27 protein-coding genes are annotated in these 24,169 nt (G+C 75.6%); 20 read left to right on the plus strand and 7 right to left on the minus strand.

The window, feature by feature from the left end; all coding sequences use genetic code 11:
• Positions 1 to 23: 23 nt before the first annotated feature.
• On the plus strand, positions 24 to 797 hold the full coding sequence (locus tag ACGBYP_RS04115; protein WP_411581986.1) for a DUF2567 domain-containing protein: 774 nt from the start codon (positions 24 to 26) through the stop codon (positions 795 to 797).
• A gap of 10 nt (positions 798 to 807) precedes the next feature.
• On the opposite strand, the gene ACGBYP_RS04120 is transcribed toward ACGBYP_RS04115, so the two are convergent.
• Positions 808 to 1,716 carry an LON peptidase substrate-binding domain-containing protein gene (locus ACGBYP_RS04120; protein WP_411581987.1) on the minus strand — a complete coding sequence of 303 codons (909 nt, stop codon included), beginning with the start codon at positions 1,714 to 1,716 and terminating at the stop codon, positions 808 to 810.
• Positions 1,717 to 1,798: 82 nt separating this feature from the next.
• Here ACGBYP_RS04120 and hisD point away from each other — a divergent pair, with 82 nt between their 5' ends.
• Genes hisD through ACGBYP_RS04140 form a run of 4 tightly spaced genes read left to right on the plus strand, consistent with a single transcriptional unit; the run spans position 1,799 to position 5,000 of the window.
• Positions 1,799 to 3,103 (plus strand): histidinol dehydrogenase, encoded by a 1,305-nt coding sequence (hisD, locus tag ACGBYP_RS04125; RefSeq protein ID WP_411581988.1) that lies wholly within the window; start codon positions 1,799 to 1,801, stop codon positions 3,101 to 3,103.
• Complete coding sequence (locus tag ACGBYP_RS04130; protein ID WP_411581989.1) at positions 3,100 to 4,206, plus strand: histidinol-phosphate transaminase; 1,107 nt, start codon at positions 3,100 to 3,102, stop codon at positions 4,204 to 4,206. The genes hisD and ACGBYP_RS04130 overlap by 4 nt, the downstream gene beginning before the upstream one ends.
• Before the next feature lie 4 nt (positions 4,207 to 4,210).
• Positions 4,211 to 4,807 (plus strand): imidazoleglycerol-phosphate dehydratase HisB, encoded by a 597-nt coding sequence (gene hisB, locus ACGBYP_RS04135; RefSeq protein ID WP_411581990.1) that lies wholly within the window; start codon positions 4,211 to 4,213, stop codon positions 4,805 to 4,807.
• Between the two features lie 13 nt (positions 4,808 to 4,820).
• Positions 4,821 to 5,000 (plus strand): hypothetical protein, encoded by a 180-nt coding sequence (locus ACGBYP_RS04140; RefSeq protein ID WP_411581991.1) that lies wholly within the window; start codon positions 4,821 to 4,823, stop codon positions 4,998 to 5,000.
• Here the strand turns inward: ACGBYP_RS04140 and ACGBYP_RS04145 are convergent.
• Complete coding sequence (locus ACGBYP_RS04145) at positions 4,985 to 5,368, minus strand: MerR family transcriptional regulator (protein WP_411581992.1); 384 nt, start codon at positions 5,366 to 5,368, stop codon at positions 4,985 to 4,987. The two genes, ACGBYP_RS04140 and ACGBYP_RS04145, sit on opposite strands and share 16 nt — an antisense overlap.
• A complete protein-coding gene (locus tag ACGBYP_RS04150) occupies positions 5,365 to 6,852 on the minus strand; it encodes a SulP family inorganic anion transporter (RefSeq protein WP_411581993.1) in 1,488 nt (495 codons plus the stop codon). The genes ACGBYP_RS04145 and ACGBYP_RS04150 overlap by 4 nt, the downstream gene beginning before the upstream one ends.
• 441 nt (positions 6,853 to 7,293) lie before the next feature.
• Here ACGBYP_RS04150 and hisH point away from each other — a divergent pair, with 441 nt between their 5' ends.
• A complete protein-coding gene (hisH, locus tag ACGBYP_RS04155) occupies positions 7,294 to 7,932 on the plus strand; it encodes an imidazole glycerol phosphate synthase subunit HisH (protein ID WP_411581994.1) in 639 nt (212 codons plus the stop codon).
• Between the two features lie 152 nt (positions 7,933 to 8,084).
• Here hisH and ACGBYP_RS04160 read toward each other — a convergent pair whose 3' ends face one another.
• Genes ACGBYP_RS04160 through ACGBYP_RS04170 form a run of 3 tightly spaced genes read right to left on the minus strand, consistent with a single transcriptional unit; the run spans position 8,085 to position 10,044 of the window.
• Positions 8,085 to 8,816, minus strand: coding sequence for an SDR family NAD(P)-dependent oxidoreductase (locus tag ACGBYP_RS04160; RefSeq protein ID WP_411581995.1), 732 nt, complete (start codon positions 8,814 to 8,816; stop codon positions 8,085 to 8,087).
• Between the two features lie 49 nt (positions 8,817 to 8,865).
• Positions 8,866 to 9,465 (minus strand): nitroreductase family protein, encoded by a 600-nt coding sequence (locus tag ACGBYP_RS04165; protein ID WP_411581996.1) that lies wholly within the window; start codon positions 9,463 to 9,465, stop codon positions 8,866 to 8,868.
• A 30-nt stretch (positions 9,466 to 9,495) separates the two neighbouring features.
• Positions 9,496 to 10,044 carry a TIGR03086 family metal-binding protein gene (locus tag ACGBYP_RS04170; protein WP_411581997.1) on the minus strand — a complete coding sequence of 183 codons (549 nt, stop codon included), beginning with the start codon at positions 10,042 to 10,044 and terminating at the stop codon, positions 9,496 to 9,498.
• Positions 10,045 to 10,082: 38 nt separating this feature from the next.
• Between ACGBYP_RS04170 and ACGBYP_RS04175 the strand changes: the two genes are divergently transcribed.
• The 4 genes from ACGBYP_RS04175 to hisF are packed head-to-tail and all read left to right on the plus strand — an operon-like array spanning position 10,083 to position 12,880.
• A complete protein-coding gene (locus ACGBYP_RS04175; RefSeq protein ID WP_411581998.1) occupies positions 10,083 to 10,928 on the plus strand; it encodes a helix-turn-helix domain-containing protein in 846 nt (281 codons plus the stop codon).
• Between the two features lie 37 nt (positions 10,929 to 10,965).
• The gene (gene priA / locus ACGBYP_RS04180) at positions 10,966 to 11,697 is read left to right on the plus strand and encodes a bifunctional 1-(5-phosphoribosyl)-5-((5-phosphoribosylamino)methylideneamino)imidazole-4-carboxamide isomerase/phosphoribosylanthranilate isomerase PriA (RefSeq protein WP_411581999.1); all 732 of its coding nucleotides are present in this window, start codon (positions 10,966 to 10,968) and stop codon (positions 11,695 to 11,697) included.
• Complete coding sequence (locus ACGBYP_RS04185) at positions 11,694 to 12,089, plus strand: RidA family protein (RefSeq protein ID WP_411582000.1); 396 nt, start codon at positions 11,694 to 11,696, stop codon at positions 12,087 to 12,089. Before priA ends, ACGBYP_RS04185 begins: the two co-directional genes overlap by 4 nt.
• Positions 12,086 to 12,880, plus strand: coding sequence for an imidazole glycerol phosphate synthase subunit HisF (gene hisF / locus ACGBYP_RS04190; protein ID WP_411582001.1), 795 nt, complete (start codon positions 12,086 to 12,088; stop codon positions 12,878 to 12,880). The genes ACGBYP_RS04185 and hisF overlap by 4 nt, the downstream gene beginning before the upstream one ends.
• 10 nt (positions 12,881 to 12,890) lie before the next feature.
• Here hisF and ACGBYP_RS04195 read toward each other — a convergent pair whose 3' ends face one another.
• Positions 12,891 to 13,517, minus strand: a complete 627-nt coding sequence (locus ACGBYP_RS04195; protein ID WP_411582002.1) for a TIGR03085 family metal-binding protein — start codon at positions 13,515 to 13,517, stop codon at positions 12,891 to 12,893.
• Between the two features lie 105 nt (positions 13,518 to 13,622).
• Between ACGBYP_RS04195 and ACGBYP_RS04200 the strand changes: the two genes are divergently transcribed.
• The 10 genes from ACGBYP_RS04200 (at position 13,623) to trpC (ending at position 24,126) form a co-directional block, all read left to right on the plus strand.
• A complete protein-coding gene (locus tag ACGBYP_RS04200) occupies positions 13,623 to 15,431 on the plus strand; it encodes an ABC transporter ATP-binding protein (RefSeq protein WP_411582003.1) in 1,809 nt (602 codons plus the stop codon).
• A complete protein-coding gene (locus tag ACGBYP_RS04205) occupies positions 15,428 to 17,245 on the plus strand; it encodes an ABC transporter ATP-binding protein (RefSeq protein WP_411582004.1) in 1,818 nt (605 codons plus the stop codon). Before ACGBYP_RS04200 ends, ACGBYP_RS04205 begins: the two co-directional genes overlap by 4 nt.
• Positions 17,246 to 17,293: 48 nt before the next feature.
• The gene (locus tag ACGBYP_RS04210; protein ID WP_411582005.1) at positions 17,294 to 17,719 is read left to right on the plus strand and encodes a hypothetical protein; all 426 of its coding nucleotides are present in this window, start codon (positions 17,294 to 17,296) and stop codon (positions 17,717 to 17,719) included.
• A gap of 68 nt (positions 17,720 to 17,787) precedes the next feature.
• Positions 17,788 to 18,336: a hypothetical protein gene (locus ACGBYP_RS04215; protein ID WP_411582006.1), complete on the plus strand. Its 549-nt coding sequence runs from the start codon at positions 17,788 to 17,790 to the stop codon at positions 18,334 to 18,336.
• Positions 18,305 to 19,975, plus strand: a complete 1,671-nt coding sequence (locus ACGBYP_RS04220; protein WP_411582007.1) for an FAD-binding dehydrogenase — start codon at positions 18,305 to 18,307, stop codon at positions 19,973 to 19,975. The genes ACGBYP_RS04215 and ACGBYP_RS04220 overlap by 32 nt, the downstream gene beginning before the upstream one ends.
• Positions 19,972 to 20,691 (plus strand): hypothetical protein, encoded by a 720-nt coding sequence (locus ACGBYP_RS04225; RefSeq protein WP_411582008.1) that lies wholly within the window; start codon positions 19,972 to 19,974, stop codon positions 20,689 to 20,691. Before ACGBYP_RS04220 ends, ACGBYP_RS04225 begins: the two co-directional genes overlap by 4 nt.
• A 33-nt stretch (positions 20,692 to 20,724) precedes the next feature.
• Complete coding sequence (gene hisI, locus ACGBYP_RS04230; protein ID WP_411582009.1) at positions 20,725 to 21,081, plus strand: phosphoribosyl-AMP cyclohydrolase; 357 nt, start codon at positions 20,725 to 20,727, stop codon at positions 21,079 to 21,081.
• A 2-nt stretch (positions 21,082 to 21,083) separates the two neighbouring features.
• Entirely contained in the window at positions 21,084 to 22,598 is a 1,515-nt protein-coding gene (locus ACGBYP_RS04235; RefSeq protein WP_411582232.1) for an anthranilate synthase component I, read from the plus strand.
• Entirely contained in the window at positions 22,595 to 23,221 is a 627-nt protein-coding gene (locus ACGBYP_RS04240) for a Trp biosynthesis-associated membrane protein (protein WP_411582010.1), read from the plus strand. The genes ACGBYP_RS04235 and ACGBYP_RS04240 overlap by 4 nt, the downstream gene beginning before the upstream one ends.
• 95 nt (positions 23,222 to 23,316) lie before the next feature.
• Positions 23,317 to 24,126 carry an indole-3-glycerol phosphate synthase TrpC gene (gene trpC / locus ACGBYP_RS04245; RefSeq protein ID WP_411582011.1) on the plus strand — a complete coding sequence of 270 codons (810 nt, stop codon included), beginning with the start codon at positions 23,317 to 23,319 and terminating at the stop codon, positions 24,124 to 24,126.
• Positions 24,127 to 24,169 lie beyond the last annotated feature (43 nt).

Raw genomic sequence — 24,169 nt, forward strand, 5'->3', positions numbered from 1 at the left:
ACGGGTGTGTCGACAATGGGCCGGTGACCGACCCCCGATCCGCCGGGCAGCTGCCCCCGTTCCCGGCGCGACCCGGCTCCGCGAACGGGGTGGCCCCCGTGCCCGGGACCGACACGGAGCGGCTCCCGGCCGGCCCGCAGCCCTCGCCGGCGTCCGGTCCGCTGCCGCAGCCCGGCGCCGGGGCGGCCGCCGAGCCGGGGCCCCCGCTGCCGCCCTGGGCGCAGGCCCGCCGGGACGGCGTCCCGGGGCTGCGGGGCATGCGGGAGGACCTCCGCACCGCGCTGGTCACCGTGCTGGTGCTCGCGCTGTCCGGGCTGCCGGCCGGTGCGCTGTGGCTGTGGCTGGCACCGCGGGCGGACTACCGGGTGACCGAGACCGACGTCGTGCCGGTCAGCGGGCTGCCGAACTCCGAGCTGTTCGCCGCCGACGACGGGGTCTTCGTGCTGGTCCTGGGCGCGGTCGGGCTGCTCGCCGGGCTGGTGGTGTGGCGGCTGCGCAGCCGGCGCGGCGCGCTGGTCCTGGTCGCGCTGGCCACCGGGATGCTGGCGGCCGGCATCGTCGCCTGGCAGCTGGGAGCCTCGCTGGGCAGCGGACCGACCGAGGCCGAGCTGGCCGAGGTCGGCCGCACGGTCACCACCGGGCTGGGGCTGCGCGCCACGGCCGCCCTCGCGGTCGGGCCGTTCCTCGCGGTGCTGGTCTACGTGGTCGCCGCCACGTACACCTCGCGCCAGGACCTCGGCCGCCCCGACGACGCGCCCCGCCCCCCGCTCCCGCCGGTCCCGCCGCCGGCCGGCTGACCGCCGCGCGTCAGTTCGAGGTCATCGGGGTGGCGAACTGCCGCAGCGGCACCGGGACGGCGCCCAGCGCGCGCAGCAGGGTGAGCTCACGGCGCAGCAGCCGGGACTCCAGGGCCAGCCGGCGCCGGGTGGCGGACTCGGCCAGCAGCGCCTGCCGGTCGTCGGTGGTCAGCAGCGCCACGGAGGCGACCAGGTAGGACAGCCCGCGGGCGTCGTCGGCGACCTCGCGCAGCAGCGCCGCCGTGCCGCCGAGCTCCGCGGACGCCTCGTCGTCGCCCAGCAGCTCGTCGGAGGTGAGCGCCTCCAGCACCTCCTCCGGCAGCCCGCCGACGTCCCCGGACTGGCGGACGGCCACGTCGGCGACGTACCGGGCGAACAGGTCGCGGACGTTGCCGGCCAGCACCTCCAGCGAGCCGCGGGCGACCTCGCTCAGCACGTCCTCGGGCACGATCCCCGCACCGGAGGCCGGGCCGGTGAGCCCGTCGGCGTCCCCGGCGGCCTCCTCGGCCGCCTCCTCCTCGTCCAGCCACTCCACCAGCGCCTGCAGGTAGGGCGGCTCGCCGCTGCCTGCGGGCACGAGGACGTCGAGCAGCCGGAACCGCTCGCCGCCGACGGCCACCAGTTGGTAGCCGCCGTCGGTCTGCGGCGCGATGACCCGCACCAGCGCGGTGCAGCCGACGTCGAAGAGGGCCTCGGCCGGCGCGACCCGCTCGACCTCCCAGCCCTGGCGGATCGCCACCACGCCGAAGCGGCGCGGCTCGCCCTCGGGGAGGGCGACCAGGTCGGCGACGAGCTGGCGGTAGCGCGGCTCGAAGATCTGCAGCGGCAGGACGACGCCGGGGAACAGCGGGGTCTCCAGGGGGAAGAGCGGGATGACCTCCCGGCCGCCCGCACCCTCGTCGTTCCCGCTCGCCCGCACGCCGGGAGCCTACGGGCAGCAGGGCCGTCGTACCGGGCGTCTACCGTTTGGTCGTTCTGCTGCTCGTACCCGGAGGTGCCCCGTGCTGTCCCGCATCGACCTGCGAGGGTCCGCTCTGCCCGGACCACGTGAGCTGGCCCACCTGCTCCCGCGCGCCGGTACCGACATCGACGCGGTGCTGGCCACCGTCCGGCCCATCTGCGAGGACGTGCGGCTGCGGGGTGCCGAGGCGGTCCGGGAGATCACCGCGCGCCTGGACCGCGTCGACGTCCCCGACATGGCCGTGCCCCAGGCGGCCATCGACGAGGCCCTGGCCGGCATCGACCCCACGGTCCGGGCTGCGCTGGAGGAGGCGATCCGCCGGGTGCGGACCGTGCACGCCGACCAGCGGCGCACCGACGTCACCACCCAGGTCGTGCGCGGCGGCACCGTCACCGAGCGCTGGGTCCCGGTCCGCCGGGTGGGCCTCTACGTGCCCGGCGGGCTCGCCCCGCTGCTGAGCTCGGTGGTGATGAACGTCGTCCCGGCGCAGATCGCGGGCGTGGAGTCCATCGCGGTCGCCAGCCCCCCGCAGCGCGACAACGGCGGCCTGCCCGACCCGGGCGTCCTGGCGGCGTGCGCGCTGCTGGGCGTCACCGAGGTCTACGCCGTCGGCGGCGCGCAGGCCATCGCCGTCTTCGGCTACGGCGCGGGCGCCTGCGCCCCGGTCGACCTGGTCACCGGCCCGGGCAACGTCTACGTCACCGCCGCCAAGCGGCTGCTGCGCGGCCTGATCGGCATCGACTCCGAGGCCGGCCCCACGGAGGTCGCCGTCCTCGCCGACGACACCGCCGACGCCGGGCACGTCGCCGCGGACCTGATCAGCCAGGCCGAGCACGACCCGCTGGCCGGCGCGGTGCTGGTCACCACCAGCGAGGAGCTCGCCGACGCCGTGCTGGCGCTGGTGCCCGGGCAGGTCGCGGCCACCAAGCACAGCGACCGGATCACCACCGCCCTCAACGGCACCCAGTCCGGGATCGTCCTGGTCGACGACCTGGACGCCGGGCTGGCCGTGGTCGACGCCTACGCCGCCGAGCACCTGGAGATCCAGACCCGCGACCCCCGCGCGGTGGCGCTGCGGGTGCGCAACGCAGGTGCGGTCTTCGTCGGGCCATGGGCGCCGGTGTCGCTGGGTGACTACATCGCCGGGTCCAACCACGTGCTGCCCACCGGTGGCTGCGCCCGGCACTCCAGCGGGCTGAGCGTGCAGACCTTCCTGCGCGGCATCCACCTGGTCGAGTACGACGAGCAGGCCCTCGCCGAGGTCGCCGGGCACATCGACGCCCTGGCCAACGCCGAGGACCTGCCCGGCCACGCGGCCGCGGTGCGCGTCCGGCAGCGGTCGTGACCAGCCTCGAGGAGCTGCCGCTGCGCCCGGAGCTGCGGGGGAAGACCGCCTACGGGGCGCCCCAGCTGGCGGTCGCGCACCAGCTCAACACCAACGAGAACCCCTACCCGCTGCCCGCGGGGCTGCTGGCCGACCTGGGCGCCGCGCTGGCCGAGGCCTCGCGCGGGCTCAACCGGTACCCCGACCGCAACGCGGTGGCGCTGCGCACCGACCTGGCCACCTACCTGACCCGCACCACCGGCGAGCAGGTCGGCGTCGACCAGGTGTGGGCGGCCAACGGCTCCAACGAGGTGCTGCAGCAGCTGCTGCAGACCTTCGGCGGGTCCGGCCGCACGGCGCTGGGCTTCACGCCGTCCTACTCGATGCACCCGATCATCGCCGGTGGTACGGGCACCGCCTGGGTCGACGGGCACCGGCGGGCCGACTTCACCCTCGACGTCGCGGCAGCCGTGGCCCAGGTGCGCGAGGTGCGCCCCGACGTCGTCTTCGTGACCAGCCCGAACAACCCGACCGGCACCGCCGTCGACCTGGACACGATCGCCGCGCTCTACGACGCGACCGACGGCGTGCTCGTCGTCGACGAGGCCTACACCGAGTTCGCCCGCACGGGCACCGTCTCGGCGCTGTCGCTGCTGCCCGGGCGTCCCCGGCTGGTGGTCAGCCGCACGATGAGCAAGGCCTTCGGCATGGCCGGGCTCCGGCTGGGCTACCTGGCCGCCGACCCCGCGGTGGTCGAGGCGGTGCAGCTGGTGCGCCTGCCGTACCACCTCAGCTCGCTCACCCAGGCCGCCGCGCGGGCGGCGCTCGCGCACACCGACGAGCTGCTGGCCACCGTCGAGGCGGTCAAGGCCCAGCGCGACCGGATCGTCGCCGCGCTGCCGGCGCTGGGGCTCACCAGCGTCCCCAGCGACGCCAACTTCGTGCTGTTCGGGCACTTCGCCGACGCGCACGCGGCCTGGCAGGCGCTGCTCGACCACGGCGTCCTGGTCCGCGACGTGGGCCTGCCCGGCTGGCTGCGGGTGACCGCCGGGACGCCCGAGGAGACCGACGCCTTCCTCACCGCCCTGGGTGAGGTGGCCCCGAGCCACCGCCTGGGAGACTGAGCCCATGAGCAGGACTGCGCGCATCGAACGGGCCACCAAGGAGACCACCCTCGTCGTCGAGGTCGACCTCGACGGCACCGGGACGTCCGACATCGCCACCGGGGTCGGGTTCTACGACCACATGCTCACCGCGCTGAGCAAGCACAGCGGCATCGACCTGACCGTGCACGCCGACGGCGACCTGCACATCGACGCCCACCACACCGTCGAGGACGTCGCGATCGCGCTGGGCCAGGCGTTCGCCGAGGCGCTGGGCGACAAGCGGGGCATCACCCGCTACGGCGACGCCACGATCCCGATGGACGAGGTGCTGGTGCAGGCCGCCGTCGACCTGTCCGGCCGGCCGTACTTCGTGCACGCCGAGCCCGAGAACATGACACCGATGATCGGGCCGGACTACCCGACGTCGCTGACCAAGCACGTGCTGGAGTCCTTCGCCTTCAACGCGAGGATCAGCCTGCACGTGCGGGTGCTCTACGCCGGCCGCGACGCCCACCACATCGTCGAGGGCCAGTTCAAGGCGCTGGCCCGCGCGCTGCGCACGGCCGTCGCGCTCGACCCGCGGGTCACCGACGTGCCCTCCACCAAGGGCGCCCTGTGACCGTGGGCTGCCGGTGAACTTCGGCATCGCGCTGCTGGTCGTCGGCGGGTTCTTCCTCGGCGGCGCCTACAGCATCTACAAGGCCGACTCCGACACCGACGGCCGCACCGGCCCGCAGATCGCCTTCGCCGTGATCCTGCTGGTGGCGGCCCTGCTGGCGACGGCGAGCGGGATCCTCTACCTGGTCGGCTGAGCCGCGCCGCGGGGGCCCTCAGCCAGGCGGGCGGCGAACTCCTCGGCGGTGCGCAGCTGCCGGCGCAGCGTCGCCACCCGCTCGGCGGCCTGCGCGCGGAAGGCGGTCAGCCGGGCCGGGTCGGCGTCCGGTCCGGCGTCCAGCAGCTCCAGCAGCTCGCGCATCTCCTCCAGGCTGAACCCCAGCGGCTTCATCTGCATGATGACCCGCAACCGCTCGACGTCGTCCTCGACGTAGAGCCGGAAGCCGCCCTCGGAGCGGGCCGAGGGGACGGCCAGGCCGACCTCCTCGTAGTAGCGGATCGTGCGCAGCGACAGCCCGATCCGCTCGGCGACCTCGCCGATCTGCATCCGCCCGGCGGTGCTCACTCGCCGCCGCCCAGCTGCCCGGCCAGCCGCTGGTGGTAGTGGCCGGTGACCTCGGTGAGGCCGGTGATCTCCACGGCCTTGCCGCGGGTGGCGTACTTGTGCTCGATCGCGTCGAGGACGGCCACGGAGCTGGCGTCCCAGACGTGCGCGCCGGACAGGTCGACGACCACGCGGCCGGGGTCGCCGGCGTAGTCGAACTGGCCGACCAGGTCGTTGGTGGAGGCGAAGAACAGCGCACCGGAGACGACGTAGCGGCGGCTGCCGTCCGGCTCGTCGGAGGGCGTGACGGTGACCAGGTGGGCGACCCGGCGGGCGAACAGCACGCAGGCCACCAGGACGCCGACGGCGACGCCGATCGCCAGGTTGGACGTGGCGAGCACGACCGCGACGGTCACCAGCATCACCGCGGACTCGCTGTAGGGCATCCGCCGCAGGGTGCGCAGGCTGTGCCAGTCGAAGGTGACGATCGAGACGAAGACCATGACGGCGACCAGCGCGGCCATCGGGATGACGGCGACGACCGGGCTGAGCACGAGGACCAGGACCAGCAGGAAGACGCCGGCCAGGAAGGTCGACAGCCGCGTCCGGGCGCCGGAGCGCACGTTGATCATCGTCTGGCCGATCATCGCGCAGCCGCCCATGCCGCCGAAGAACCCGGTGACGAGGTTGGCGACGCCCTGCCCCACCGACTCGCGGGTCTTGCTCGAGGAGGTGTCGGTGACCTCGTCGACCAGCTTGGCGGTCATCAGCGACTCCATCAGCCCGACCAGGGCGATGGCCAGCGCGTAGGGGGCGATGACCCGCAGGGTGTCGGTGGTGAACGGGACGTCGGGCAGGCCGAGCCCGGGCAGGCTGTCGGGCAGCTCGCCCTCGTCGCCGACGGTCGGCACGGTGATCCCCGCGGTCACGGTGAGGACGGTCAGCACGACGATCGCGACCAGCGGCGCCGGGACGGCGGTGGTCAGCCGGGGGAGCCCGAAGATGATCACCAGGCCTGCGGCGGCCAGCGGGTAGACCGCCCACGGGACGTCGACCAGCTGGGGCAGCTGGGCGGTGAAGATCAGGATGGCCAGGGCGTTGACGAACCCGACCATGACGCTGCGCGGCACGAACCGCATCACCCGGGCCACCCCGAGCAGGCCGAGCGCGACCTGGAAGACCCCGCCCAGCAGCACCGCGGCGATCAGGTACTGCAGGCCGTGGCTGGCGACCAGCGGGGCGATGACCAGGGCGACCGCGCCGGTCGCGGCCGAGATCATCGCCGGCCGGCCGCCGGTGAAGGCGATCGTCACGGCCATGGTGAACGAGGCGAACAGCCCCACGCGCGGGTCGACCCCGGCGATGATCGAGAAGGAGATCGCCTCGGGGATCAGCGCGAGGGCGACGACGAGGCCGGCGAGGACCTCGGTGCGGGCCACCCGCGGCGACAGCCAGGTGGGCCGGCGCAGCGCAGGGCGGGGGAGGGCAGGCAGGGCGGTGGTCATGGTCCTGTTCGGGTCGCGGTGGTCCGTCCGCGGCGCTGCGGGCTCGCCGGCGACCCTACCCTCACGTGAGAGGAGGGTTGGCGCGTCGGGCCGCTCGCGGGTCGTGGTCCCCGACGAGCAGCGGTTCCGAGACCTGGTCCTGGCCGCCCCGACGGTCGCCGCCGTCCTGGAAGGCGCGCCGTCGCTGGGGCTGTCGGACTGACGGAGGTCCCCGCGCCCCCATCCCTCGCAGGCTCGGGACGGGCCCCGGCACGGGGGCCGCGCGGCCGGTGCCCGGATCGCCGACCTCGGCGGCATGGTCGTGCGGCCGGGCACCGGACCGGCGCCGCGGGACGTCCACGAGGGCGAGGCGGCCCGCTGGCGCCGGGAGTGGCCGCAGCTCACAGTCCTGCCCCGGGAACACTCCGGGCCCCCGCGCGGCTGATGGGTAGCGTGGCAGCTGTGAAGAAGGTCGTCGTGCTGGACTACGGATCGGGCAACCTGCGGTCGGCGGAGCGTGCGCTGACCCGGGTGGGTGCCGACGTCACGGTGACCGCGGACCCCGAGGCGGCGATGGAGGCCGACGGCCTCGTCGTCCCCGGTGTGGGCGCGTACGCCGCGTGCATGGACGGGCTGCGCGCCGTCGACGGGCCGAAGGTCATCGGCCGGCGGCTGGCCGGCGGGCGCCCGGTGCTCGGCATCTGCGTGGGCATGCAGGTCCTGTTCGAGCGCGGCGTCGAGCACGGCCAGGACACCGAGGGCTGCGGCGAGTGGCCCGGTGTGGTCGAGAAGCTCGAGTCGCCGGTGCTGCCGCACATGGGCTGGAACACCGTCGAGGCGCCCGCGGGGTCGACCCTGTTCGCCGGCCTGGACGACCAGCGCTTCTACTTCGTGCACTCCTACGGCGTGCGGCAGTTCCCGCTCGCCGAGCCGGGCGTGACCGGGCGGCTCACCCCGCCGGCGGTCACCTGGGCCGAGCACGGCGACCGGTTCGTCGCCGGGGTCGAGAACGGGCCGCTGTCGGCGACCCAGTTCCACCCGGAGAAGAGCGGCGACGCCGGCGCGCAGCTGCTCACCAACTGGCTGGACACCCTCGACTGATCCCGAGGCCCCGTGCGCGCGGCCCGGCCACTCGGCCGTGCGGCGGGTCGAGCCGCACGACCTGACGTGGGGCCGTGCCGTGGCGCGGCTGGACGTCAGGTGGCCCGGGTCGAGCCGCGCGAGCGACCGCTGCGCCGCGGCGCGGACCTCCCTCAGCTGCGCAGGTAGCTGGCGCCGTTGACGTCGATGATCGTGCCGGTGGAGAACGCCGCCTCCGGCGAGGCGAGCCACAGCACCGCGGCCGCGACCTCCTCCGGGCGGGCCACCCGGCCGTAGGGCGACTGCGCGCGGACGGCGTCGCCGCCGGGGCCGTCGAGCACCTCGCGGGCCATCTCGGTCTGCACGAACCCGGGCGCGACGGTGCCCACCGCGATGCCGTGCGGGGCCAGCGCCAGCGCCATCGACTGCCCGAAGGCGTTCAGGCCGGCCTTGCTGGCGCCGTACGCGGGGTTGTTCGGCTCACCGCGGAACGCGCCCCGGCTGGACACGTTGACCACCGCGCCGCCGCCGGAGGCGATCAGGTGCGGCACCGCCCGGAACGTCGCGTTGGCCGGCCCGAGCAGGTTGACCGCCAGCGTGCGCTCCCAGGCGGCCCGCCAGTCGGCGTAGTCGGTCTCCAGCGGCGGGTGCGCGGTGAACACGGCGGCGTTGTTGACCAGCACGTGCAGCCCGCCCAGCGCCGCGGCGGCCTCGTCGACGGCGCGCCCGATCGCCTCGGGGTCGGCGACGTCGGCCCGGACGACGGTGTGGCCCTCGCCGGGCAGCTCGGCGCGCACGGCCTCGGCCTGCTCGACCGAGCTGTTGGCGTGCACGGCCACCCGGTCGCCGCGCGCGGCGAAGGCCAGCGCGATGGCCCGGCCGATCCCGCGGGAGGCACCGGTCACCAGGACTGCTCGGGACGTCGTCTCGTTCGGCACACCGGGAGTCAACCAGTCACCACCGCCCGCGGTGCACGACCTCCTCGACGCCCCGGCGTCCCCGCCGGAGCGACGGCGACCGCCGGTCCTCCGCACCCGCGTAGCCGACCGAGATGCAGCCGACCGGCGTGTACGCGCCGGGCACCCCGAAGGCCTCCCGGAAGGAGCCCAGCCGCTCCGGCGGGACGCCGAAGAACGCGGCGGCCAGCCCCTCGTCGACCGCGGTGAGCAGGACCAGCAGCGCGGCCATGCCGGTGTCGACGTCCCAGTAGGGCACCGGCCAGCGGGCCTCGTCGCGGTCGGTCCAGCCCTTGTCCGGCTCGGCGTAGCGGTCGAGGTAGGCGGCCTTGTGCGACAACGGCACGACCAGCAGCGGAGCGCGCCGCATGCGGGTCAGCCAGCCGTCCGGCGTCCCGCCGTCGGTGGTCGCCGCCCAGAACCGGGCGCGTTCCTCGGCGGTCTCCAGCACCAGGAACGCCCAGCCCTGGCTGAACCCGGCCGACGGGGCGCGGATCGCGTGCTCGAGCAGCCGCTCCCGCACCTCGGCCGGCACCGGGCGGTCGGGGTCGTAGTCGCGCACCATCCGCCGGCGGCGGACGACGTCCCGGAACTCCATGCCGCCACCCTGTCACCCGGGTGCGACAGGTCAGCCGGCCCGGCCGAGCCGGGCCAGCACCCGGATGGCCCGGTCGGCGCCGGCCGGGACCTCCAGCGCCGGGCCGCAGATCCCCTCCCTGTACAGCGCGGGGCCGAAGCCGTCCGCGCCGGACCCCACCAGGTCGAGCTCGGCGTCGGTGAGGTCCGCCGCGACGCCGACCGCCCGGGCGACGTCCCAGCGGTGCACGACCATGTCCCAGACGTAGAACTGCTCGAACGCCGCGCCGACCGTCGTGGGACCGAAGAAGCCCTCGAAGCCCCGCGTGGGCAGGCCGTCGTCGGCGAGCGCGGCCGCCACCCCTGCCGTGTGCGCCCGCCAGGCCTCGGCGGGGTCGGCGGTCACGTCGGGCGCGTCCCCGAGGTCGGCGCCGTGGGTGCCGAGGAAGTCGCGCTGGGTGCCGACCAGGTGCGCGACGACGTCGGCGGCGGTCCACCCCTCGCACGGCGACGGGCGGGCCCAGCCGGTGGCCGGAACGGCGTCGAGGAGCTGGGTCAGGGGGTCTGCTGCGGCGGCGTGGCGCATCGCGGTCGGGTTCATGCGCCGGACGCTAGGAGCCTGCGGCAGGCTGGGTCTTGATGAAACCCGACAGCGACCGCCGAGCCTCGAGCGACGCGATCGAGCGCGCCCACCTCAAGGACCCCGGCGACGCCTCGCACGTGATGCACCGCTACCCGGCCAGCGCGGAGTTCCAGGACCTGCTGCAGCGGTTCTGGATCCCGGTGTGGTCGGTGCCGCCGGGCACCGAGGCGCCGCAGCGGGTCCTGCAGTACCCGGTGTCGCTGATCGTGGTCGCCCACGACTACGCCCGCTTCTACGGCGTCGTCTCCGGGCTGTCGACGACCACGCTGACCGGCACCGGCTGGGCGGTGGGCGTGATGTGCGCGCCGGCGGCGGGGACGCTGCTGGCCCGCGGCTCGATGACCCGGTTCACCGACCGGCACGTCGACGTCCGCGAGGTGCTGGGCCTCGTGGGTGAGGAGCTCGTCACCCGGGTGCGCACCGCGATGGCACCCGACCCGTCCGACCCGGCCGCGCACGCGACGGCCATGGCCGCCTACGAGGACGCGCTGCGGCCCCTGCTGCCCGTCGACGAGGAGGGCCTGCTGGTCAACCGGGTGGTCGCGTTCGTCGAGGGCGACCGGGACGTCGTCCGGGTGAGTCAGGTCTGCGAGCGCTTCGACCTGTCCGAGCGGGCCCTGCAGCGGCTGGTGCACCGGCGGCTCGGGCTGACGCCCAAGTGGCTGATCCAGCGACGCCGGCTGCAGGAGGCCGCCGAGCGGCTGCGGACCGGTCCGGTCGACCTGGCCGAGGTGGCCGCCCGGCTGGGCTACGCCGACCAGCCGCACCTGACCCGCGACTTCGGCCAGGTGACCGGCACGACGCCCCGCCAGTTCGCCGACCGGTACGCCGCCGGGACGTGACGCGGGCCGCCTGCCGGCGGTGCCTAGGCTGGTCGTCGTGCCGAAGCTGCAGCTGCTCCCCGCCGTCGACGTCGCCGACGGTCTCGCCGTCCGCCTGGTGCAGGGGGAGGCCGGCAGCGAGACCTCCTACGGCGACCCCCTGGAGGCCGCGCTCGCGTGGCAGCGCGACGGGGCCGAGTGGGTGCACCTGGTCGACCTCGACGCCGCCTTCGGGCGCGGCTCGAACCGCGAGCTGCTGGCCTCCGTCGTCGGGCAGCTCGACGTCGACGTGGAGCTCTCCGGTGGCATCCGGGACGACGAGTCGCTGGCCGCTGCCCTCGCCACCGGCTGCCGCCGGGTCAACCTGGGCACCGCCGCGCTGGAGTCGCCGGAGTGGTGCGCGCGGGCGATCGCCGAGCACGGTGACCGCATCGCCGTCGGCCTCGACGTGCGCGGCACCCGGCTCGCCGCCCGCGGCTGGACCAAGGAGGGCGGCGAGCTGTACGAGACCCTCGCCCGCCTGGACGACGAGGGCTGCGCCCGCTACGTGGTCACCGACATCACCAAGGACGGCACGCTGCGCGGCCCGAACCTGGAGCTGCTGCGCGAGGTGTGCGCCGCCACCCCGCGGCCGGTGATCGCCTCCGGTGGGGTCAGCTCGCTCGACGACATCCGTGCGCTGGCGGGCCTGTCCGGCATCGGCGTCGAGGGCGCGATCGTGGGCAAGGCGCTGTACGCCGGGCAGTTCACCCTGCCCGAGGCGCTGCGCGTCACCGAGGACCTGGCGTGAGCGCCGTGCGGCTGGGCTCGGGAGGGGCCTGGGAGGGCATCGTCGGCTACAGCCGGGTCGTCACCATCGGTGACCAGGCCTGGGTGAGCGGCTGCACGGCCGCCACCGTCGCGGGCACCGTGGCGCACCCCGGGGACGCCGGCGGGCAGACCCGGGTGGCACTGGCCACGGTCGCGCAGGCCCTGACCGACGCCGGGTTCGCCCTCGGCGACGTCGTCCGCACGCGGATCTACGTGACCGACATCAGCCGCTGGGAGGAGGTCGGGCGGGCGCACGGTGAGGTCTTCGGCGAGATCCGTCCGGCCACGACGATGGTGCAGGTGGCGGCCCTGATCGACCCGTCGATGCTGGTGGAGATCGAGGCCGACGCCGTGCGGGGAGCGTCGGCGTGAGCCTGGCCGTGCGGGTGATCCCGTGTCTGGACGTCGACGCCGGCCGGGTGGTCAAGGGCGTCAACTTCGTCGACCTGGTCGACGCCGGTGACCCGGTGGAGATGGCGCGGGTCTACGACGCCGAGGGCGCCGACGAGCTGACCTTCCTCGACATCACCGCCAGCTCCGGCAGCCGGGAGACCACCTACGACGTCGTCCGGCGGACGGCGGAGAGCGTGTTCATCCCGCTGACCGTCGGTGGCGGCGTGCGCAGCGTCGCCGACGTCGACAAGCTGCTGCGGGCCGGCGCGGACAAGGTCGCGGTCAACACCGCCGCCGTCGCCCGGCCCGAGCTGATCGCCGAGATCGCCGACCGGTTCGGCAACCAGGTGCTGGTGCTGTCGCTGGACGCCCGCCGCGTGCGCGACGGCGCGCACACCGACTCCGGCTTCGAGATCACCACGCACGGCGGCCGCCAGGGCACCGGCCGGGACGCCGTCGAGTGGGTCGTGCAAGCCGCAGAGCTGGGCGTCGGTGAGGTCCTGCTCAACTCGATGGACGCCGACGGCACCCGCGCCGGGTTCGACACCGAGCTGATCCGGGCCGTGCGCCGCGAGGTGACCGTGCCGCTGATCGCCAGCGGGGGAGCCGGTGCGGTCGACCACTTCCCGCCCGCGGTCGAGGCCGGCGCCGACGCGGTGCTGGCCGCCAGCGTCTTCCACTTCGGCCAGCTGCGGGTGGGCGACGTGAAGGCCGGGCTCGCCGCCGCCGGCGTGCCGATCCGGCAGGAGGCCGACCGCCCGCTCGGCTGAGCGGCGGGGGTCAGTCGACGATCAGGTCGACGCAGGCGACGTCGGGGCGGCCGCTCACCCAGAGCAGCACCTCCAGCGGCGCGCCGGTGACGATCGTCGTCGGGGTGCCCTTGCGCAGCCGGCGCTCGCTGCCGGGCGCACCGTCCGGCACGTCGCTGCGCCGCACGACCAGCCCGCGGGTGGTCTCCGGCAGGCCGCCGCCGCGGGCCAGCAGCGGGACGCTCGCCCACAGCTGGTCCTGCACCGGGGAGGGCAGCTCGCGCGGCGACCAGTCCGGCTGCGCCCGCCGTACGTCCTCGTGGTGGATGACCATCTCCACGGTGTTGAGCAGCCGGTCCACCGCCGGCCAGGCGGTCGGCACCCATGCGGGCGGACCCGAGCGGACGGCGGCGACCAGCTCGCCGAACGGCCGTCGCGCGGCCCGCTCCTGCACCCGCGCCGTCCAGCTCCGGAACGGGCCGCCGACCACGACGCCGGGCATCGCGTCGGGGCGGCGGTCGCGGACCACCAGGTGCGTGGCCAGGTCGCGGGTCGTCCACCCCTCGCAGCGGGTCGGCTGGTCGGGCCCCAGCTGCTCCAGCAGGTCGGCCAGTGCGGCCCGCTCCGACTGCGACACGGACGGGGCTGCGGTCGGCATCCCCCGAGGCTAGCCAGTCCGGCCGGGTCCGGCCGATCCGTTAGAGCGGGTAACGAGCGCGGGTAAGCTCTGCCCACCGACCGCACCACCACCTGGAGGACAGCTGTGCCGCGAGACGCCGTCGTCCGGCGCGGCCTCCGCCACGTCGTCCGTGGGATCCGGGAGCAGCCCGGCATCTTCACCCTCGCGGTCCTGGGCAGCAGCCTTTACGGCGGCATGACCGTCGCCAGCGCCTACGTCATCGGCGGCATCACCGACCGGGTGCTGCTCCCGGCCTTCGACTCCGGCTCCACGACCGCCGCCGCGCTCGCGCTGGCCGCGCTGGCGATCATCGGCGTCGCCCTGTTGAAGATCGTCGGCATCATCGGCCGCCGCCTGTTCGCCGGGATCATGGCCTACCGCCTGCAGGCCGACTACCGCCGCCGCGTCACCGGCCAGTACCTGCGGCTGCCGCTGTCCTGGCACCAGCGCCACCCCACCGGCCAGCTGCTGTCCAACGCCAACTCCGACGTCGAGTCCGCCTGGTTCTTCGTCATGCCGCTGCCCTTCGCCTGCGGGGCGCTGGTCATGGTGGCGATCACCGTCGTCGCGCTGTTCCTCACCGACGCGCTGCTCGCGGTCGTCGGCGTCGTCGTCTTCCCGCTGGTCTTCCTGCTCAACGCCGTCTACAGCCGGGCGATGTCGCCGCGGATGGAGCGGGCGCAGCAGCTGCGCGCCGAGGTCAGCGAGATCGCCCACGAGAGCTTCGACGCGGCCCTCGTGGTCAAGACCCTGGGCCGGGAGACCGACGAGACCACCCGCTTCGCGGTCAAGGCCGACGAGCTGCGCGACGGCCTGGTGGCCGTCGGCCGGGTCCGCGGCCTGTTCGACCCGATGATGGAGGCGCTGCCCAACCTGGGCACGCTCGCCGTGCTGCTGATCGGCGCCGAGCGGGTCGCCTCCGGCGCCACCGAGGCCGGCGCGCTGGTCTCCATCGCCTACCTGTTCACCCTGCTCACCCTGCCCATCCGCGCGATCGGCTGGGTGCTGGCCGACCTGCCGCGGGCGATGGCCGGCTTCGACCGGGTCACCCCGGTGCTGGAGGCCACGGGGGAGACCCCGCACGGCCCCGACGCCGCCCCCGCGGGCCCCGGCGGCGCCACGGTCGGCGTGCGGGACGTCGCGTTCCGGCACGACGAGGACGCCCGCCCCACCCTGTCCGGGGTCACCTTCGAGGTCACCGCCGGGCGCACCGTCGCCGTCGTCGGCCCCACCGGCGCCGGCAAGTCGACCCTGGCCGGCCTGCTCGTGCGGCTGGTCGACCCGCACGACGGCGCGGTCCTGCTCGACGGGGTCGACCTGCGCACCCTGCGCGAGGGCGAGGTCAGCAGCCAGGTCGCCTTCGTCCCGCAGACGACGTTCCTCTTCGACGACACCGTCCGCGACAACGTCACCCTGGGCGCGGAGTTCACCGACGAGCAGGTGCGCGCGGCGCTCCGCACCGCGGCCGCCGACGACTTCGTCGACCGGCTCCCCGACGGCCTCGAGACCCGGGTCGGCGAGCGCGGCGCCTCGCTGTCCGGCGGGCAGCGGCAGCGGCTCGCGCTGGCCCGCGCCGTCGTCCGCCGCCCCCGGCTGCTCGTCCTGGACGACGCCACCAGCGCCGTCGACCCCTCGGTCGAGGCCCGCATCCTCGACGCGCTGCGGTCCAGCGACCGCCCGGCCACCGTGGTTGTCGTGGCCTACCGCCAGGCCACCATCGCGCTGGCCGACGAGGTCGTCTGGCTGGAGCGCGGCCGGCTCGTGGCCCGCGGCACCCACGCCGAGCTGCTCGCCCAGGTCCCCGGCTACGCCCGGCTGGTGCAGGCCTACCAGCCGCCGGAGCCGGTGGCGGCCGGGACGTCGGGGGCAGTGGCCGTGGAGGTGCCGGCGTGACCGACGAGCCGCTGCTGCCCGCCGACGAGCGGGAGGAGGGCGCGCTGCGGACCCTGCGGCGCGGCCTGCGGATGATGCCCGAGTTCCGGCAGGGCCTGCCGGTCACGTTCCTGCTCGCGCTGATCGCCACCGCCGGCCGGGTCGTCGTCCCGATCGCGGTCCAGCAGACCCTCGACCGCGGGCTCAACGCCCCCGGCGGCCCCGACATCGGCCTGGTGCGCGAGCTCATCGCGATCAGCGCGGTCATCGTCGTGGTCACCGGCATCGCGGTCTACCGGATGAACGTCCGGCTCTTCCGCACCACCGAGACCGCGCTCGCCGGCCTGCGGGTGCGCGCCTTCCGGCACGTGCACGACCTGTCGGTGCTGCACCAGCAGGGGCAGCGCCGCGGCTCCCTGGTCTCCCGGGTCACCAGCGACGTCGACCAGCTGTCGGTGTTCATGCAGTGGGGCGGGGTGCTCGGCCTGATCAGCGTCGGCCAGCTCGTCGTCGCCACGATCGTCATGGCCGTCTACTCCTGGCAGCTGACCCTGCTCGTCCTGGTCTGCTTCGTCCCGCTCGCCGTGGCGGTCAAGTACTTCTCCCGCAAGCTCGCCGCCGTCTACGGCGTCGTCCGCGAGCGGGTCGGCGACGTCCTGGGTGCCGTCGCCGAGTCCGTCGTCGGCGCCCCGACGGTGCGCGCCTACGGCATCCGCGGCCGGACGGCGGCGCGCATCGACGCCGCCATCGACCGGCACTACCGGGCCTCGGTGCAGGCGCAGCGGACGACGGCGGCGGTGTTCGTCAGCGGTGAGCTCGTCGCCGCCGTCGCCAACGCCGCGGTCGTGGTGGTGGGCGTCCTGCTGGGCATCGGCGGGCAGATCTCCGCCGGCACCCTGGTGGCCTTCCTCTTCCTGGTCACGCTCTTCGTCGCGCCGGTGCAGACCGCCAGCGAGGTGCTCAACGAGGCGCAGAACGCCGTCGCCGGGTTCCGCCGGGTGCTCGACGTGCTCGACACCGCTCCCGACGTGCAGGACCCGCCGAACGGCCGCGCCCTCCCGCCCGGCCCGCTCGACGTGGCCTTCGACCACGTCGGCTTCGCCTACTCCGCGGGCGGCCGCAAGGCGCTCGAGGACGTCGACCTCGCCATCCCCGCGCGCACGCGGGTGGCGATCGTGGGGGAGACCGGCTCGGGCAAGACGACGTTCGCCAAGCTGGTCACCCGGCTGATGGACCCCACCGAGGGGCGGGTGCTCGTCGGCGGCGTGCCGCTGGCCGAGGTGTCCTTCGCCTCGCTGCGCCAGCGGGTGGTGATGGTGCCGCAGGACGGGTTCCTCTTCGACGCCTCCGTCGCCGACAACGTCCGCTACGGCAAGCCGGGGATGACCGACGCGCACGTCGCGGCCGCCTTCGACGAGCTGGGGCTCGGCGACTGGCTGGAGAGCCTGTCCGACGGGGTGGCCACCCCGGTGGGCCAGCGCGGGGAGTCGCTGTCGGCGGGGGAGCGGCAGCTGGTCGCCGTCGCCCGCGCCTACGTCGCCGACCCCGACCTGCTGGTGCTCGACGAGGCCACCAGCGCGGTCGACCCGGCCACGGAGCAGCGGCTGACCCGCGCGCTTGACGCCCTCACCGACGGGCGCACCACGCTCACGATCGCCCACCGGCTGTCCACCGCGGAGCGGGCCGACGAGGTGCTGGTGGTCGACGCCGGCCGGGTCGTGCAGCGCGGCACCCACGCCGAGCTGGTCGACGTCCCGGGCCCCTACGGGCGGCTGCACGCCTCGTGGCGGCGCAGCTCCGGCAGCCGACCGGAGGTCCAGGCCGAACCGGTGTGACGGCGGGGCGCGCGCCGTGACCGGCCGTCGCCCCCTACGTTCGCCCCCGTGCACGCCACCGCCCCCGCCCCGGTCCGCCGACGCCCGCCGCTGGGCGCCCTGCTCGCGGTACCGGCCGCGGTGCTCAGCGCGCTGGTGTGCGGGTTCGTCGGGCTCCTCGCGCTGGCCTTCTCGAACGGGCAGTTCGACGACGGGGGCTGGCTGGTGGTCACCGTCCCCGCGCTGCTCGCCGGGTGGCTGCTGGCCGGCGCGGTGCTGCTGGTGCTCGGGCGCTCGTGGCTCGCGGTGTTCCTGCCCGCGGCCGGGCTGGCGGTCGTCCTGGGGTGGTTCGTCCTCGCCGAGGAGCTGGTCGTCGACTCCGACGGGGTGGCGGTCGTGGTCTGGGCGCTGCCGGCGGTCACCGCGCTGTCGGCCGTCCTGCCCGGCGTCCGCCGGTGGGTCGCCGCCCGCCGGGCGGGCCGGCGCGCCGCCTGACCCCCGCTGCCAGCGGGCTCCCAGCCTGCTCCCAGCGCAGCCCACGGCAGCCTTGCCAGCCTGCCGGCATGCCGTCCACCTCCCGCCGCCCCGGCGCGGCGACGACCCCGCCGCGTCCCCGTCGTCCCCTCGGCCGTGGGTTCGCCACCGCCCCGCCGGAGCCGGTCCGGCCCGTGGAGGCGCCGTTCGCCGCGCTCTTCGGCGGCCTCGTCGCCCTGGTGGACGGGTACCTCGGCTGGCTCCTCTGGGACGCCGACCGCAGCGGGAGCTGGTACCTGCTGGTGCCGCTGCTGCTGGTGACGGGCGCGCTGGCCGGTGCGGTCCTCGTGCTCGGAGGCCGGGGCCTCGGACCGGTCAGCGGCTCGGCGGTGCTCGCCTGGAGCTGCGTCCTGCCGCTGCTCGGCCTGCTCGCGCTGGCCGTCTACTTCGCCGCCCTGGCCGACGCCGGGGCGGCGTGGCTGGCGCTGGTGCTGCTGGTCGCCCCGCTGGGCGGGCTGGTCCTGGCGCTGCGCCGCCCGGTGCGGGAGTGGACCCGCCGCGGCCGGGCGCGGGCCCGGTCGGCTCCGCTCGGGCTAGCGTCGGGACGTGGGCGGAACAGGAGTGCACGCGGACGCTGACGTCATCGTGGTGGGAGCCGGCCTGGCCGGGCTGGTCGCCACCGCCGAGCTGGCCGACGCCGGCAAGCGGGTGCTGCTGCTGGACCAGGAACCCGTCGCCTCCCTCGGCGGCCAGGCGTTCTGGTCCTTCGGCGGGCTGTTCCTCGTCGACACCCCCGAGCAGCGCCGGTTGCGCGTCCACGACTCCCTCGAGCTCGCCCGGCAGGACTGGGCCGGCACCGCCGGCTTCGACCGCCCCGAGGACCACTGGCCGCGGCAGTGGGCCGAGGCCTACCTGCAGTTCGCGGCGGGGGAGAAGCGCGCCTGGCTGCACGCCCAGGGCGTCCGGTTCTTCCCGGTCGTCGGCTGGGCCGAGCGCGGCGGGTACACCGCCACCGGGCACGGCAACTCCGTGCCCCGCTTCCACGTCGTCTGGGGCACCGGGCCGGGGCTGCTCGCCCCGTTCCTGGCGCGGGTCCGCGCGGCTGTCGACGCCGGGCTGGCCGAGCTGCGGCACCGGCACCGGGTCGACGGGCTGGTCGTCACCGGCGGCGCCGTCACCGGCGTCCGGGGCGCGGTGCTCGAGCGCAGTGACGTCGCCCGCGGGGAGGCCAGCTCGCGCACCGAGGTCGGTGAGTTCGAGGTCTCGGCCTCGGCGGTCGTCGTCACCGCCGGGGGCATCGGCGGCAACCACGAACTGGTGCGCCGCAACTGGCCCGCGCGGCTGGGCCCCGCGCCGAGGCGGCTGCTGTCCGGCGTCCCGGCGCACGTCGACGGCCGGATGCTGCAGATCACCGAGGACGCCGGCGGTCGGGTGGTCAACCCCGACCGGATGTGGCACTACACCGAGGGCGTGGTAAACCACTCGCCGGTGTGGGCCCGGCACGGCATCCGGATCCTGCCCGGCCCCTCCTCGCTCTGGCTCGACGCCACCGGGAAGCGGCTGCCCGCCCCGCTGTTCCCCGGGTTCGACACCCTCGGCACGCTGGCGCACATCGGCACGACCGGCCACGAGCACACCTGGTTCGTGCTGACCCAGAAGATCATCGAGAAGGAGTTCACGCTGTCGGGCTCCGAGCAGAACCCCGACCTGACGAACAAGGACCTGAAGCTGCTGCTGACCCGCGTCCGCTCCGGCGCCGCGGCTCCCGTGCAGCGGTTCATGGACGACGGCGAGGACTTCGTGCTCGCTGCGACCCTGCCCGAGCTGGTCGCCGGCATGAACCGGGTCACCGGCGACACCCCGCACCTGGAGCTGGCCACCGTCGAGCGCGAGGTGCTGGCCCGGGACCGGGAGATCGCCCACCGGTTCAGCAAGGACCAGCAGGTGACGGCGCTGCGCCAGGCCCGGTCCTTCCTCGGCGACAAGCTGATCCGGGTGGCGAGGCCGCACCGGCTGCTCGACCCCGACGCCGGCCCGCTGATCGCCGTCCGGCTCAACCTGCTCACCCGCAAGACCCTCGGCGGGCTGGAGACCGACCTGTCCGCCCGCGTGCTGCGCGCGGGCGGGGAGCCGTTCCCGGGGCTGTACGCCGCCGGGGAGGTCGCCGGCTTCGGCGGCGGCGGCATGCACGGCTACCGCTCGCTGGAGGGCACCTTCCTCGGCGGCTGCCTGTTCTCCGGGCGGGTCGCCGGCCGGGCCGCGGCGGCCGCGCTGTGAGCACCGAGGACTGGGACGCGGTCCCGTACGCCGGGCCGCCGGCATACGGGCCGCCGCAGCCCGCGCCGTCCTGGCCGCCGCCGTACGGGCAGCAGGGGTACGGGCAGCCGCCGTACGGGCAGCAGCCGTACGGGCAGCAGCCGTACGGCCAGCCGTGGGGCTCGCCCGCGTGGACACCCCAGCAGCCCTACGGCGCGCAACCGCCGTGGGGGCAGCCGCAGCCGTGGGGCCCGCCGCCCGGTCCGCAGCGTTCCGGACTGGACGTCGCCGGCGCCGTCCTGGCGTTCGTGTCGATGCTGCTGGTGCTGGTCGGCACCGTCTACGCGCTCGCCTTCAGCGCGCTGCTGAGCCTGGCCCGCGGACCCTCGGTCGGCGTCGGCGGGTGGACGGCGGCCACCCACCTCGCGCTGGCGGGCCTGCTGGCCGCCGGTGGTGTGCGGGTGCTGTCGGGCAACCGGTGGTGGCTGCTCGGTGCGGCCGCCCTCCAGCTCGCGCTGAGCCTCTTCTGGGTCGCCGTCCTCGACGACGTCGCACCTTCGACGCTCGGCGACGGGGTGTTCGTGCTGCCGGCGCTCTACGCCGTGCTGGCCGTGCTCGCCGGCGGGCTGCCCTTCCTGCCCGAGCTGCAGGAGTGGCTGCGCCGACGGAGCGGGCGGCGGGCACCGCAGCCCCAGCCGCAGCCGCAGCCGGAGCACACCCGGCCGCCCTGGGCCTGAGCCGCGCCGGTGCGGGGTGGGACGATCAGGGGCATGTCCGCCCCCGTCTCCCCGCTCGACCCCGCCGTCGCCGAACTGCTGCGCCGCGACCCGGCCGGCCTGGTCGCCGCCGTCGTCCAGCAGCACGACACCGGTGAGGTGCTCATGGTCGCCTGGATGGACGACGAGGCGCTGCACCGCACGCTGACCAGCGGCCGGGCCACCTACTGGTCGCGCAGCCGGCGGGAGTACTGGGTCAAGGGCGAGACCTCCGGGCACCGCCAGTGGGTGCGCGACGTCCGGCTCGACTGCGACGGCGACGCGCTGCTGCTGCTCGTCGACCAGGAGGGGCCGGCCTGCCACACCGGCGAGCGCAGCTGCTTCCACCGCCCGCTGGAGGTCTCCCCGTGACCATGCGGCTGGGGCACACCTCCCCGACGGCGGCGGAGTTCGCCGCGCTCGACGTCCCGGTCGTCCCGGTCACCCGGCGGCTGCTCGCCGACAGCGAGACCGCCGTCGGCATCTACCGCAAGCTCGCCGGCAACCGCCCCGGCACGGTGCTGCTGGAGTCGGCCGAGCAGGGCAAGCAGTGGTCGCGCTACAGCTTCGTCGGCGTCCGCAGCGCCGGGGTGCTCACCGAGATCGACGGGACGACGGCGTGGCTGGGCGACCCGCTGCCCGGGCTCACCGACGACCTGCCCACCGACCCGCTGGCCGCGGTGCGCACCCTGGCCCGGCGGCTGCGCTCGCCCCGCAGCGCGCTCGCCGACGCCTCGGGCCTGCCGCCGCTCACCGGTGGGCTGGTCGGGTACCTCGGCTACGACGTCGTCCGCCGGCTGGAGCGCCTGCCGCAGACGGCCACCGACGACCTGGGCATGCCCGAGGTCGCGCTCATGCTGGTCACCGACCTGGCCGTGCTCGACCACACCGACGGCACGGTGCTGCTCATCGCCAACGCGCTCGGGCGCACCGCGGTCGCCTACGACGACGCGGTCACCCGGCTCGACGCGATGGCCGCGGACCTGACGAAGGCGGTGCCGCCGGGCGTGGCCACGCTCGAGGCCCGTGACGCCCCGCCGGTGTCGAGCAACATGGCGCCGGGCGTCTTCGAGGCCGGCGTCGAGCGGGTGCGCGAGCACGTGCGGGCCGGCGACGTGTTCCAGACCGTGCTCAGCCAGCGGTTCGAGCTGGCCACCGGGGTCGAGGCCCTCGACCTCTACCGGGTGCTGCGGGCCACCAACCCCTCGCCGTACATGTACCTGCTGCGCTTCGCCGGGCGGCAGACGCCCTTCGACGTCGTCGGCTCCTCGCCGGAGGCGCTGGTCACGGTCACCGGCGACCGCGCCGTCGTCCACCCGCCGGCCGGCACCCGCCCGCGCGGAGCCACCCCCGAGGACGACGTCCGGCTCACCGAGGAGCTGCTCGCCGACCCCAAGGAGCGCGCCGAGCACGTGATGCTGGTCGACCTGGCCCGCAACGACCTGGGCCGGGTCTGCGTCCCGGGCACCGTCGAGGTCGCCGACTTCATGCGCATCGAGCGGTACAGCCACGTCATGCACATGGTCTCCACCGTCTCCGGGCAGGTGGGCCCGGGCCGCGACGCCCTCGACGTCTTCGACGCCACGTTCCCCGCCGGCACCGTCTCGGGGGCGCCCAAGCCGCGGGCGATGGAGGTGATCGAGGCGATCGAGCCCACCCGTCGCGCGCTGTACGCCGGCACCGTCGGCTACCTCGACGCGGGCGGCGACATGGACATGGCGATCGCCATCCGCACCGCCGTGCTGCACGAGGGGCGCGCCTACGTGCAGGCCGGCGCGGGCGTCGTCGCCGACAGCGACCCGGCCAGCGAGGAGGCCGAGACCCGGCACAAGGCCCGCGCCGTGCTCTCGGCGATCGCCACCGCCGAGGGGCTGCGGGAGCTGCCGTGACCGCCTCCTCCGCCCGCCGCGAGCTCACCGTCGCGGTCCTGGCGTGCGCGGCGGCCGGCGGGCTGGCGCTCACCTCGTCGTCCTCGCCCTGGGCCGACGTCACCATCACCCGGGAGGCGCCGCTGCCGCCCACCGCCGAGGTGCTGACCGGGGGACAGGCCGCACCGCTGGTGGGCGCCTGCGGCCTGCTGCTGCTGGCCGCGGCGCTGGCCGTCATCGCCGTCCGCGGCGCCGGCCGGGTCGTCGTCGGCCTGGTGGTCGCCCTCGCCGGCGGGGTGCTCGCCTGGTCCGGGCTGCGCGGCCTGACCGGCCGGCTGGGCGTCGACGTCGCCGACGTGACCTCCTCGGTCGGGCTCGGTGGGGCGCAGGTGAGCACCGACGCCGCGGTCACCTGGCCGCTGCTGGCCCTGCTCGCCGGCCTGCTCGGCGTGCTCGCCGGGGCGCTGGTCGTCGTCCGCGGACGGCGCTGGCCGGGGATGAGCCGCCGGTACGAGCGCACCCCCGTGGCCGCGGGCGCGGCACCGGCCGCCACCCCGGCCCGCCGGGCCCGGCCGGAGTCGCCCGAGGACCGGCACCAGGCCGCCTGGAAGGCCCTCGACCGCGGCGACGACCCGACCGTCTGAGCCCCCCGACGGAACCGGACCGGCGCGTCTCTACAGTGATCGCTGCTGGCCAGGCTGGTCCGGCGGCACGGGTACTCGGGTTCGGAGGAGGGGTCATGAGCGTCCTCGACGACATCGTCGCCGGCGTCCGGGAGGACGTCGCCGCACGCCAGGCTGCCACCCCGCTGGCCGAGGTGCAGGCCGTGGCCCGCGACACCCGCCCGGCCATGGACGCCCTCGCCGCGCTCCGCGCCCCCGGCGTCGGCGTGATCGCCGAGGTCAAGCGGCGCAGCCCCAGCAAGGGCGCGCTCGCCGAGATCAGCGACCCGGCCGCGCTCGCCGCGCAGTACGCCGCCGGCGGGGCCCGGGTGATCAGCGTGCTCACCGAGCGGCGCCGCTTCGGCGGCTCGCACGCCGACCTGGCCGCCGTCCGGGCCGCCGTCGACGTCCCGGTGCTGAACAAGGACTTCGTGGTCAGCAGCTACCAGGTGCACGAGGCCCGTGCCCACGGCGCCGACCTGGTGCTGCTCATCGTCGCCGCACTCGACCAGCCGGTGCTCACCGGCCTGCTCGAGCGGATCGAGTCCCTCGGCATGACCGCGCTGGTCGAGGTGCACGACGAGGCCGAGGCCGACCGCGCGCTGTCCGCCGGCGCCTCGGTGATCGGCGTCAACGCCCGCGACCTCACGACCCTGTCGGTCGACCGCAGCACCTTCGAGCGGATCGCCCCCGGGCTGCCCAGCGAGGTCGTCAAGATCGCCGAGTCCGGCGTCCGCGGCCCGCACGACCTGATCAGCTACGCCGGCGCCGGTGCCGACGCCGTGCTGGTCGGCGAGGGCCTGGTCACCGCCGGCGACCCGCGCCAGGCCGTGGCCGACCTGGTCACCGCCGGCTCGCACCCGGCCACCCCGCGCACCACCCGCTGATGCCGGGCCGCTCCTCCATCCGGCGGGCACCTGCAGGACGGCC

The organism is Modestobacter sp. SSW1-42 (assembly GCF_046635825.1).
Lineage (GTDB): Bacteria > Actinomycetota > Actinomycetes > Mycobacteriales > Geodermatophilaceae > Modestobacter.